7 protein-coding genes are annotated in these 11681 nt (G+C 68.5%); 3 read left to right on the top strand and 4 right to left on the bottom strand.

Annotation, left to right across the window (positions count from 1 at the left end; all coding sequences use genetic code 11):
• Positions 1-51: 51 nt before the first annotated feature.
• From OF850_RS17210 to OF850_RS17200, 3 genes are read right to left on the bottom strand one after another with little or no spacing between them, the layout of a single operon-like run.
• A complete protein-coding gene (locus OF850_RS17210) occupies positions 52-1686 on the bottom strand; it encodes a hydantoinase B/oxoprolinase family protein (protein ID WP_301591566.1) in 1635 nt (544 codons plus the stop codon).
• An 11-nt stretch (positions 1687-1697) separates the two neighbouring features.
• On the bottom strand, positions 1698-3770 hold the full coding sequence (locus OF850_RS17205; RefSeq protein WP_301591565.1) for a hydantoinase/oxoprolinase family protein: 2073 nt from the start codon (positions 3768-3770) through the stop codon (positions 1698-1700).
• Positions 3771-3808: 38 nt separating this feature from the next.
• Positions 3809-4795: a Bug family tripartite tricarboxylate transporter substrate binding protein gene (locus OF850_RS17200; protein WP_301591564.1), complete on the bottom strand. Its 987-nt coding sequence runs from the start codon at positions 4793-4795 to the stop codon at positions 3809-3811.
• Between the two features lie 212 nt (positions 4796-5007).
• On the opposite strand from OF850_RS17200, the gene OF850_RS17195 reads away from it, so the two are divergent.
• Positions 5008-5967 carry a LysR substrate-binding domain-containing protein gene (locus tag OF850_RS17195; RefSeq protein WP_301591563.1) on the top strand — a complete coding sequence of 320 codons (960 nt, stop codon included), beginning with the start codon at positions 5008-5010 and terminating at the stop codon, positions 5965-5967.
• 286 nt (positions 5968-6253) lie between these two features.
• Here OF850_RS17195 and OF850_RS17190 read toward each other — a convergent pair whose 3' ends face one another.
• Positions 6254-7696, bottom strand: a complete 1443-nt coding sequence (locus tag OF850_RS17190) for an amidohydrolase family protein (protein ID WP_301591562.1) — start codon at positions 7694-7696, stop codon at positions 6254-6256.
• Positions 7697-7893: 197 nt separating this feature from the next.
• Here OF850_RS17190 and OF850_RS17185 point away from each other — a divergent pair, with 197 nt between their 5' ends.
• Positions 7894-9477, top strand: a complete 1584-nt coding sequence (locus tag OF850_RS17185) for an ABC transporter substrate-binding protein (protein ID WP_301591561.1) — start codon at positions 7894-7896, stop codon at positions 9475-9477.
• A 13-nt stretch (positions 9478-9490) separates the two neighbouring features.
• The gene (locus OF850_RS17180) at positions 9491-10942 is read left to right on the top strand and encodes an amidohydrolase family protein (protein ID WP_301591560.1); all 1452 of its coding nucleotides are present in this window, start codon (positions 9491-9493) and stop codon (positions 10940-10942) included.
• Positions 10943-11681 lie beyond the last annotated feature (739 nt).

The raw sequence follows: 11681 nt of genomic DNA, 5'->3' as shown, positions 1-11681 counted from the left end.
TGTTGACGGAGTCCCATCCCAGTTTCCTCGCAGTGCGTGTCGTTGGCGCCGCTATTCTCTGTAGGGTACTGGATCCGTGACGTGGCCAGAAGCAAGGTCTGCTTCAATCGCGCGCGGGTCACGCGCCGCTGGGTCGCCATGGCCACCACCGCCCGGTGTCGCGAGCAGCACCGTCTCGCCGCGCTGCAGCACGTACTGCCGCTTCGGATCCACCTTTTCGCCGTTGATGCGCAGCACACCAGGCGCGCCGTCCCGGCCGCCCTCGACACCGAAAGCAGGGAAGATGGTGCGCTCCGCGAGGAAGGAGACGGCGATCGGCGTCTCCGACCGGCTCTCGATAAGGATCTCCTGCCCGAGGCCCCCACGATGCTTCCCCGCCCCCCCGCTGTCCGGACGGAGCCGCTTGTGGTGGACGCGGATGGGGGCGATGTGCTCGCTGATCTCGATCGCGGTGGACGAGACGTTGGACGGCCAGGACAGGCAGGAAATGCCATCGCCGCGCACGTTGCCGCCCATTCCGCCGTTGAAGAAGAACATGTTCGCGTAGGGCTTGCCGGCGGCGTTTACGCCCGACTGGTTCATGCCCCACATGGGAGAGCCGGTGGCCGCCATGACCCGCTCCGGCACCACCTGACCCAGACAGCCGAAGACCAGCATGGGCAGGTAGTGCCCGATCAACATTCGGGAACCGCCAGAGGCCGGGAAGACCGGATTGACGATGCAGCCTTCCGGCGCGGCGACTGAGATCGGCCTCCAGGCACCCTCGTTGTTCGGCAGGGCGGGCGTGGTGCAGACCTTCACCCCGTACATCGTCATCGCGTAGGTGTAGCAGAGCGCACAATTGATCGCGCGGTCCACCTGCGGGTCAGTGCCAGAATAGTCGACGTGGATGCGGTCGCCTGTGATGGTCAGCGCCATACGGATGGTGACCGGCTTGTCCATCAGCCCGTCGGTCTGCAGTTCGCTGCGGTAAGTGCCATCGGGCAAGGCGGCGATGGCAGCCCGCATCGCGTTTTCGCAGCGCGCCTGCACCTCCCGCGCCAGGTCCGAGAGGTCCTCGAGCCCGGCCTGATCCATCAGGACGATCAGCCGCTCCTCCATGAGGTCCAGGGCGACAACCTGCGCCCAGAGATCGCCCATGGTCTGCTCCGGCGTCCGCACGTTCTTGCGGATGATCGCGACCAGAGTGTCGTCCGCCTGGCCACCGCGCATCAGCTTCATGGGGGGAATCTGCAGCCCTTCCTCGAACACCTCGCGTGGCTCCGGGCTGCGGATCTTCCCGCCGATGTCTGGCGCATGCGCCGTGGAGGCGCTGAAGGCAACCACCCGCCCATTGCGGAAGATCGGCTTGGCCACGGTGATGTCGGGAAGATGGCCTGTTCCCAGCCAGAGGTCATTGGTGATGAGGACGTCGCCGGGCTGCAGCGTCTCCACCGGGAAGAAGCGCAGGAAGTGCTTCACTGTCTCCGGGAGCGTGCCGATGAAGCTCGGGATGCTCTCCGTCGCCTGCACGAGAGACTGGCCCTGCGCGTCGGTGACGACGCACGAGAAGTCGTAGCTCTCACGCACCAGAGTGGAGAAAGAGGTGCGGACCAGCGCCGCCGCGGCCTCATCCACCAGCGAGATCAGGCGGCGCCAGAGAAGCTCCAGCTCGACAGCATCGAAGCGGCGTGGGGTTTGCTGCATGGCTTGCACCGTCAGGCTGCGCGCTCGGCCAGGATCGAAAGGTCCCGCAGCACGCGGATCCGTGCGCCGGGACCGACGACGAAAGTGCTTTCGTTCTCCTCGAACACCGCAGGGCCCTCCAGCTGTGCGCCGGCCGGCAAGGCGTAGCGGTCGTAGACCGGGGTCTCGAGCGTGCCGCCAGCCTCCGGGAAATAGACAGGACGGCGGCCCTTCAGGGTCGCCTCGGCGGCATGGGTCTCCAGCCGCAGCGCCGCCCCCGCGCCGGGCATCGGTGCGGCCACGGACAGCCGGAGGGCAACGAACTGCACGGCAGCGCCCGGCGGCGTGCGGCCGAACAGGCGGCGATAGGCCACCTCGAAGGCCTCCAGCACGCCGTCGGTCGAGAGTGGCTCCGGCAGGACGACGGTGATCTCAGATCCCTGCCCCACGTAGCGCATGTCCGCCAGCTTGCGCAGGCGGCTCTGCGCGAGGTCGGCGCCGCTGGCGCGCACCACCTCCTCGGCGTCCGCTTGCAGCATGGCGAGCGTTCGATCGACCTCGGTCCAGTCGGTGTGGGCCAGGGCCCGGTTGAACGAGGCGACACGGTCGACCCGCGCGGGCGCCATCAGCATGCCGATGGTGCTGCCCACGCCGGCGCCGGGAGGACAGACCACGCGGCCGATACCGAGCTTGGTGCCGACCTGCCAGGCATGGACGGGCGCGGCGCCTCCGGTGGCAAGCAGCGCATAGTCCTGCGGGACGCGGCCACGCTCGGCGATGGCGACGCGGGCGGCGCCTGCCATGTTCTCGTTCACCACGTCATGCACGCCGAAGGCAGCGCGTGGCTCATCCAGCTCGAGGTCGCCAGCAAGTCGGGAAAGCGCCTCGCGCGCCAAGCTGGTGTCGATGCGCATGGCGCCGCCGAGAAAGAAGTCTCCATTCAGGTAGCCGAGGGCGAGGTCGGCGTCCGTCACCGTTGGCTCCGTCCCACCACGGCCGTAGGAGACCGGCCCGGGTTGCGCGCCGGCGCTGTCGGGACCGACCTGCAACGTCCCGAGGTCGCTGCGCCGCGCGATCGAGCCGCCGCCGGCGCCGATCTCGATCAGCTCGACGGTCGCAATCTGGATCGGCAGCCCGCTGCCGCGCAGGAAGCGCTTGGTGCGGGCGGCCTCGAAGCCCCAGGCGACCAGCGGCTCGCCTCCGTCCACCAAGGCGAGTTTCGCGGTGGTGCCGCCCATGTCGAAGGCGAGCACACGCTCCAGCCCGGCGTGCCGGCCGAACCAGGCTCCGGCGAGCGCGCCGGCGGCGGGCCCGCTTTCCAGCAGTTGGACGGGCGCCCGCTTCGCCTCGGCGACATGAGTGAGACCGCCGCTGGAGAGCATCAGGAACAGCTCACCCCCGACACCGACGCGCTTCAGTTCGGCCTCCAACCGATCGAGATACGTCTCGGCAAGAGGGCGGACATAGGCGTTGGCGACCGTGGTGACGGTTCGCGGGTACTCGCGGATTTCTGGCGCGATCTCGGAGGAGAGCGACAGCGAAAGCTGGGGAAAGCGCCGCGCAATCGCCTCGGCCGCCTGCCGCTCATGCTCAGGGTTCGCGTAGGCGTGCAGGAAGCAGATCCCGAGGCTCTCCACGCCCTGTGCCACCAGTGCGGCCACCTCGTCCAACATCGCGGCGACGTCGAGCGCCCTCTCGACGGTGCCGTCCGGTCCCAGCCGCTCTGGCGCCTCCCGTCGCCAGGGGCGGGGAACCAGCGGCTGCGGCATCTCCAGGAACAGGTCATAAAGCTCGTATTTCCGCTCCCGCGCGATCTCCAGCACGTCGGCGAAGCCGGCGGTCGTGAGCAGGCCGGTCGGCGCGCCCTTCCGCTCGATCAGGGCGTTGGTGAACAGAGTCGTCGCATGCACCACGCGGCCGACACGGCTGGCGGGAACGCCAGCCTTCGCCAGGAGCCGCTCGACGCCGGTCATCGCGCCGCGCGCCGGCTCGTCCGGCGTGGTGCTCTCCTTCCAGATCACCGCGCGCCCGTCGGAGGGATCAAGCAGGACGAGGTCGGTGAAGGTGCCGCCAATATCGATTCCAAGGGAGAGTGACGCTGTCATGAACATCCTTGCGAGGATTGTGCCGTGGCCGAGGTCTGTCAGTCGCTGCGGATCGCATTGGCCTCGATCACCTGCCGCCAGCGCTCGCGGTCGCGGCGGATGCGCGCCCCGAAGGCTGGGCCGGCTTCGGGCAGCGGCTCCAGCCCGCGCTGCCGGAGCGTGAGGGCGGTCTGCTCGTCGCGCAGCACGGCGCCGAAGATGCCGGCGAGGCCGTCCAGGATCTCGGGCGGGAGGCCGGCGGGCCCGGCAAGGCCAAACCAGTTCGTGATCTCGAGCTGCGGGATGCGGGCGGCAAGCGGGACGAGTTCGGGCACCATGTCGCTGCGCTGTGCGGAGGTGATGCCGATGCCCTTGAGCTGCCCGCCGCGGATCTGTCCTGCGACCTCGGCGACGTTCGCCACCATGATGTCCACGCGGCCGGCCGAGACATCCAGCACGGCGGGCGCACCCCCACGATAAGGGACATGCACCATGCGCGCGTCGATGGAGCTTGCGATCAGCGCGCCAGCCAGATGATTGATCGAGCCGTTGCCGCCTGAAGCGTAGGTTGCCGTGCCACCGCGCTGCCGCGCATAGGCGGCCAAGCCCTCGAGGTCAGAGAAGGGCGCGTCAGGCCGCGCCACGAGGGCCATCGGAGTGCCGGCCAGGTTCGAGACCGGCGTCAACTCGCGGTCGAGGTCAAGGGGCACCGGCACGCCCGGCATCACCGGCGCGACCGACATGGTGCCCATGATGGCGCTGGCCAGGGTGTGGCCGTCTGGCGCGGCGCGTGCTGCGGCCTGTGCGGCAATGAAGCCATAGGCGCCGCTGCGCACCTCAGGGACCGCGGTGATCCCGCGGACGCGCTGCATGCCTTCGCCGACAATGCGGATCAGGATGTCAACGGCACCGCCCGGTGGGAAGCCGATCAGCAGGCGCACTGGCTGACTCGGCGTCCAGGCGCTGCGTGCCCGGAGCGGCGCGGCGACGGCAAGGCCCGAGGCCAGCACGAGGCGGCGGGGCAGAGAATCATGGGCATTGGTCATATGCACCTCCCGGAAATGCGCCGCGATGTGCGCGTCCCTCCCGATGGCCGGTTCTGGCCCGACCCTGGAGGAGCGGTTTATGACCGGGCCGCATGATGTGCCCGGGACAACGGCTGCCCCTCATTCAGCTTTCCGCGCAAAGGCCACGCTCGCAACCGAAAACTTGTCATGCTTTCATGACGGAATGGAATGAACTTGTTGGGATCCGGGCCATGCGCCGCCACACGCCGCCGACCGCCCTGCTGCAGGCTTTTGAGGCCTGCGCCCGGCACCTCAGCGTCTCCCGGGCCGCAGAGGAACTGTCGCTGACGCAGAGCGCGGTCAGCCGCCAGCTTGCAGCACTTGAGGCGAAGCTTGGCCTCCGGCTGTTTCAGCGTGTGCGGCAGCGCCTGGTGTTGACGGCGGCAGCGGCGACCTATGGTCCGGAGGTGCGGGCCGCGCTGGCACGCATCGAGACTGCGACGCAGGAGGTGCTGGCGCATCGCGGCGCAGGCGGCACGCTGAACCTGGCCGTCTCACCCACCTTTGGCGCGCGCTGGCTCATGGCGCGCATGCCACGCTTCCAGACGCTCCACCGCTTGGTCGTGGTCAACATGCGCAATCACACCACCTTGCCCTGGCCGCTCGACTTCTCGGGGGAGGGAGTGCAGGCGGCGATCCAGATGGGCTCAGTGGAGCGGCCGGGCGTGGCAGTTCATCCGCTCGTGCCTGATGTGCGCGTTCCGATCTGCGCGCCTGCGCTGCTGGCGGGCGGCACGCTGCGCGAGCCCGCCGACCTGTCACGCCACACGCTGCTGCAGCATACTACGCGGCCGCGCGCCTGGGTGCACTGGCTGCAGGCCCATGGCGTGGCCGGGGTGGACGGTCTGCGCGGGCCGCAGTACCAGCACCACGCCATCGTCGTAGAGGCTGCGGCTGCAGGCCTGGGCGTCGCCTTGATGCCGCGCTTCATGGTGGAGCCAGAGCTGGCCGCCGGGCGGCTCGTCGTGCCATTCGACCTGCCGCTGGATGACGGACAAGCCTACTGCCTGGCTTATCCGAAAGAAATCGCGGCTCAGCCGGTGCTGCGCGCCTTCCGCGACTGGCTGTTGAGCGAGGTAGCCACCGAGATCGTGGGTCACACCAGTTCATCACTCGATGAAAGCCAACAGGCTCTAAACATGGAAACCTGATCTTGTGCCGTCGAGTCTTGCAAGACGGTGGTCTGACTGCGTAGTCGCCGCGAGCGAGAATGGCCCCCGGCCGCTGTCTATAGCGCGTTCGCGATGTTCAGTTCGCCCTTGATCCAGCTTTGCGGACCCGCGCAGCAACGCTTGACGAACTGCCCAGGTCTGCTGAACTGGATCCAGGTCGCTCGTATATCACGGCCGCCACCGGCTTGCCTTGTCCTGCCATCACCCTAACCTCGCCAAGCTTCCGCGCCGGAACGGCGCTCCGCACTCCGGCAACGGGGTCTCATCAAGACCGGGGCGGCGCGAGGGCTTGGTTATCGGGAGACAGGGCCTCGGCAGGTGCGTCCGGAAGGGGCCGGAATCCTTCGGGGACTTTGATCTGCGGGTTACGCGCGAAGAGACGTGACCAGGCACGGTCCGCCACCGCCTCCGCCTCGCGAATGATGCGCGCCTCATCCATCGTCAGCACTTGGCCATCGCGCATGATCCAGCGCCCGTCGACCATCACGTCCTCGACGTCCCGTGCCTGCCCCTGATGCACAAAGACCGAGACAGGGCGTAGGAAGGGCGCGAGGTGTGCGCGATCTACCCGTAGCATGATGAGATCGGCGAGGTTTCCTTCTGCCAACCAGCCGCCATCCGGCACGCCCATCGCGCGATACCCGTTGCGCGTGGCCCAGCGTAGCGCCTCCTCCGGAGCCGGGTTGCGTCCATCGCGCCGCCGCACCCGCTCCATGAAAAGTCCGGTGCGCATCACCTCCACCATATCCTCGGCCATGTTGTCGGTGCCCATGCCGACGTTGCACCCCGCCGTCTCTATCTCACATACGCGCGGGCTCAGGCCCCGCCGCGCGGCGATCGCAGAGTTGAAGGCAACGTTCACCCGGTGCTTGCCGAGGATCTTCTCCTCCAGCGGCTCCATGCAGCGGCAATGCGCCGCGACCAGCCGCTCGCTCAGGAAGCCGATGCTCTCCAGGAACTCGGAGGGCAGCATATTGTGGTGCGCCTGCACTGCCGCGACCTCGCCCCAGATCTGGTTGAGATGGATGGTGGCTATGGTGCCCAGCCGATCCTGCAACGCTCGCGCATCCCGCAGCAGCTCGGGGGAGCACATGTCGGGTGCCCAGGCTGCGACGCCGACGCGGATGCGCCCCTCTCCCGTGCCATCCCATTGCTCGTGCAGCCGCTCGATGCGCTCCAGCCCCGCACGGCCAACCGCCTCGTCGCGGCGGAACTCGGAGGGATCGCCGATCGAGGCGCCGGCGCGGTCCCAGCAGCGCTCGGCCAGAAGCATCCGCAGCCCGGTGCCCACCATTTCCTGCGCGTAGTTGGCGATGTCTACCCCGTCCTCCAGCAGCGCCGTGGTGCCGGACCGGATCGCCTCCAGCGCGCCAAGCTGGCACATCACCGCCTGTTCCTGCGGGGTCATCGGGGGCAGTGGGATCGGCGACAGCCCGCCGTCGAAAGGTGGTTCGTGAGGTGGGGACAAATCCTCGAAAACGCCGCGGGCGAGCGTCATCACCAGATGCGTATGGATGTTCGCAAAACCGGGCAGGATAACCCGGCCCGTGCCGTCCACCCGCTCCGCATCCGGAAAGCGGCCGGAGACCGCCTCGCGCGGGCCGAGTGCCGCAATCCGATTGCCCTCGATGGCCAGTGCCGCATCGTGGCAGATGGTGCCTGCTTCGTCACCTGTCACGACAATCGCACCTTCGATTAGGATGGTCATGAAGCCGGCCTCCCCTTCTGTCTTGTGCGAGTTTGGGCGAGAGATGATGCGGCGTCACGCCTCTAGATTGCCGTGGTCTACGCCTTCGGTTGCGGTACAGGCTGGGACAGCACCCGCGCCGACGCATTCGATCGAATTTTCGTTGCTGTGGGCGATAGCAGGTCTCACCATGGACTTCTGGCGACCAGGAGCCCCTCATGTCGATCAGCCGCCGTCACCTGACCCTCGTGGCCGCACCAGCCCTCCTGAGCGTGCAGTCGCGGCAGGCCATGGCTCAGGATCCGCGGCGCGTGATCCGTTCGGTGCCAATCGGCGATCTGCGCGCGCTCGACCCGATCTGGACCACCACCTATCTCACGCGCAATCACGGCTACCTCGTCTGGGACACGCTGTTCGCGATGGACGCCCAGAACCGGCCCCAGCCGCAGATGGTGGGCGATTACGGAAACAGCGGGGATGGCAAGGAGTGGACCTTCCGTCTGCGCGACGGCATGCTCTGGCACGACGGCTCCCCGGTTACGGCTGCGGACTGCGTCGCATCCATCCGCCGCTGGGGCGTGCGGGACGGCATGGGCCGTGCCCTGATGCGCGTGACCGAGAGCCTCGAAGCGCCCGACGTGCGAACCATCCGGCTGCGCCTCACGCGCCCTGTGGGCTTCGTGCTCGAGGCCCTGGGCAAAATCGACAGCAACGTGCCCTTCATGATGCCGGAGCGCCTGGCGCGTACGGATCCGAACACCGCAATCACGGACCCTGTCGGCTCCGGTCCCTTCCGCTTCCGGCGAGATCAATGGGTGCCTGGTGCACGCGTCGTCTATGAGCGCTTCGAAGAATATGTGCCGCGCGCGGAGCCGCCCAGCCAAGCGGCGGGTGGCAAGGTGGTCAAGGTGGATCGCGTCGAGAGCCTCTACACCCCCGATGTCGCGACCGCCGCGAACGGACTCGCGGCCGGAGAGATCGACCTGCTCGAGAGCCCGGCGCCTGATCTCGTGCCCCGCCTGACGCGGATGCGCAACGTCACCGTCGCCCCCAACGATCCGCTGGGCTACGTCCTGTTCCTGGCCATGAACCACCTTCACCCGCCCTTCGACAACCTCGAGGCGCGGCGGGCCCTGATGGGGGTGATCCGCCAGCCGGACTTCATGGTGGCCACCGTCGGGCAGGACCAGCCCTGGCGCGAATGCGGAGCCCCCTTCGGCTGCGCCCCCTCCGAGACGCCGCAATTCGACACCCTTGGCTGGCCGCGCCTGACCGACCAGCAGGCGCGCGACGCGTTCCGGGCCGCCGGTTACGACGGCCGGCCGATCGTGGTGATGGACCCGGCGGACAACGCCGTGCTCCATCCCGGTGCACTCCTGGCGGCGGAGGCGCTGCGGCGCATCGGCGCGAATGTGGACCTGATAGCGATGGATTGGAGCGGTCTGGTCCAGCGCCGGTCCTCCCGCAACCCACCTACCCAGGGCGGATGGAACGTCTTCGTCACCAACGCGACCATCACCGGTGTCCAGAACCCGCTGCTGAACGTCTTCGTCGGCAATTGCGAGAGCGCCTGGTTCGGCTGGCCCTGCGACACGCGCGTGCCCCAGTTGAACGACGCCTGGACCTACGAGACGGATCCGGTGCGGCGCCAGGAGATCCTGAAGGAGTTGGAGCGCGTTCATATCGGCAACGCCACGAACATCCCGCTGGGCCAGTACCGTGGCGTTGTCGCGCACCGCTCGAATGTGCGCGGCCTGCTGCCGGGCCCGGCCCTGTTCTACTGGAACCTCGAGAAGCTCTGACGGGAGGCACACCATGATCGTGCCTCTCCTGATCCGCAACGCGGCCTGGGCCATCGTCTGGGACGACGCCGCAGTCCGCCACGCTTTCGGCCGTGACCTTGACATCCTCCTGCGCGACGGACGGGTGGCGCAGATCGGCCCGCACGACCCGTCCTCCCCGCCAGAGCCGGACGCGGAAGTGGTGGACGGGCGCGGCCTGCTCGTCATGCCAGGGCTGGTGAACATCCACACCCACCCGACCACCGAGCCGGGCTACCGTGGCGTGCGCGAGGACCACGGCGTCCCGGAACAGGGAATGAGCGGGCTCTTTGAGCGCTCCCAGGCCTTCCGCCTCGATGAAGCGGGGCGAGAGGCGGCGATGCGCCTCGCTTATGCGGAGCTGATGTCCTCGGGGGTGACCTCGGTTGTCGACCTCTCGGCCCCGTTCCCACGCTGGCTCACGGTCATGGCCGAGAGCGGACTGCGGAGCTGGGCTGGCCCGGGCTATGCGGCGGCGCGCTGGGGCATGTCCGCACCACAGACCGTCACCTGGATGTGGAACCGCGAGGATGCGCACCGCCAGTTCGAGGCCGCGAAGCTGGTCATGCGGGAGGCCGAGGACCACCCTTCGGGCCGGTTGAGCAGCGTCGTCTTTCCCGCCCAGATCGACACGGTGGAGGAGGAGATGCTGCGCGAGGGCGTCGCGTACGCCGCCGAGACCGGCCGACCCTTCACCACCCACATCGCCCAGGCAGTCGTGGAGGTGCAGGAGATGATCCGCCGCCATGGCGTCACCCCCATCCAGTGGGCGGCCAGCATCGGGATGCTGACCCCGCGCACGATCCTCGGCCACGCCATCTTCGTGGACGAGCACCCCTCCATCCGCTGGCACACGGCGCGCGATGTTGGGCTGATGGCAGAGCATGGCGCGAGCGTGGCGCATTGCCCCTCCCCCTTCTCACGCTATGGGGAGCACCTGCGGAGCTTCGGGTCCTACCGGGCACGCGGGGTGCGGATCGGCTTCGGCACGGATGTCGCGCCGCACAACCTGATCGAGGAAATGCGGACCGCCCTCATCCTGGCGCGCAACGCGGAGCGCGATCTTGCGGCCGCGACCACGGAGGGCGTCTTCCACGCCGCCACGGTCGGCGGCGCGGAAGCGCTGGGGCGGAACGACCTGGGCCGGCTGCAGGTCGGGGCAGCGGCGGATGTGGTACTGGTGGATCTGCACCACCCGTTGATGGCGCCGCCGCGCGATCCGCTCCGCTCGCTGATCTACCATGCCGCAGACCGGGCGGTGCGGCGTGTGGTGGTCGGTGGGGAGACGATCTGGGCTGATGGCCGCCCGACGCGCCTCGACGTGGCCGAGGCCGCAGGGATCCTTGCGGATTCCCAGGCGCGAATGCTGCGCGAGGCCTGCGGCCGGGACTACCGTGGACGTGATGGTGACGAGATCGCGCCGCTCAGCCTGTCCATGCTGTCCTGACGCCCGGTTCCTCACCATAGCCCCCGCGCAGGTCGATGCGCCCGCCACGGCAAGCCGAGAAGCGGCGGGGCCGGCTGCCGCGGTTGCTGGCCTATGCGCTTAGCGGCCGTCCAAGAGGCAGAGCGGCCCGGCTGGAGTTGCCGGCACACGCCTCCGCGCGGCCACACAGAGGCCTCGTACTACAGGTGCTTCTGCAGGCGTAATCGGATGTGTGCGGCGCATGCCTCGGTTTGGTGCCGCCGTCGCCAGAGGGATCATTCGAGCAGCAGTTCGCGCAAAGGGGCGACGGCGAGCACAAGGTGCGCGAGCAGGTGTTGGATCTCGGGAACGGAGTGCGATGGCATCGCCCCTCCTCGCTGTCGTCTCAGGCGGCCTCGGCGAGACCGGCCGGACTCCTTCTGGGCGGCTTGCTTCCGGCGGCGCGGGTCAACCGGGCGCGAAGCCGGGCCAGGAAGCCAAGGGCAGCTGAATAAGCGTCGCCTCGGGAACCCCGACAGTCCGGCCAGCGATCCGGGCCCGCGCGGAGGTGGCCAAAGCCGCACGGTTCGGCCCCTGGTCATCACCGAGGGCCGCGTCACCGGCGACGACCCTGAACATCAGCGGCTTTCGTTGTCCTTGACACCCTCCTTCAGCCCGGCCGAGAGGATTGAGCGGCTTTCGCTGCACTTCGCTGGCGCCTTTGCCCTGGCGAGCGCGGCCTCGAGCCACAACATCCTTCTTTGCTTTCTCCAGACCGCGC

Source organism: Sabulicella glaciei, assembly GCF_026183895.1.
Lineage (GTDB): Bacteria > Pseudomonadota > Alphaproteobacteria > Acetobacterales > Acetobacteraceae > Roseococcus > Roseococcus glaciei.
This window is presented reverse-complemented; position numbering and strand designations above follow the sequence as displayed.

Excerpts from the sequence above, each read along its gene's own strand:
- OF850_RS17180 (WP_301591560.1), top strand. The coding sequence starts at position 9,491 with ATGATCGTGCCTCTCCTGATCCGCAACGCGGCCTGGGCCATCGTCTGG.
- OF850_RS17210 (WP_301591566.1), bottom strand. The coding sequence starts at position 1,686 with ATGCAGCAAACCCCACGCCGCTTCGATGCTGTCGAGCTGGAGCTTCTC.
- OF850_RS17195 (WP_301591563.1), top strand. The coding sequence starts at position 5,008 with ATGCGCCGCCACACGCCGCCGACCGCCCTGCTGCAGGCTTTTGAGGCC.
- OF850_RS17205 (WP_301591565.1), bottom strand. The coding sequence starts at position 3,770 with ATGACAGCGTCACTCTCCCTTGGAATCGATATTGGCGGCACCTTCACC.
- OF850_RS17200 (WP_301591564.1), bottom strand. The coding sequence starts at position 4,795 with ATGACCAATGCCCATGATTCTCTGCCCCGCCGCCTCGTGCTGGCCTCG.
- OF850_RS17190 (WP_301591562.1), bottom strand. The coding sequence starts at position 7,696 with ATGACCATCCTAATCGAAGGTGCGATTGTCGTGACAGGTGACGAAGCA.
- OF850_RS17185 (WP_301591561.1), top strand. The coding sequence starts at position 7,894 with ATGTCGATCAGCCGCCGTCACCTGACCCTCGTGGCCGCACCAGCCCTC.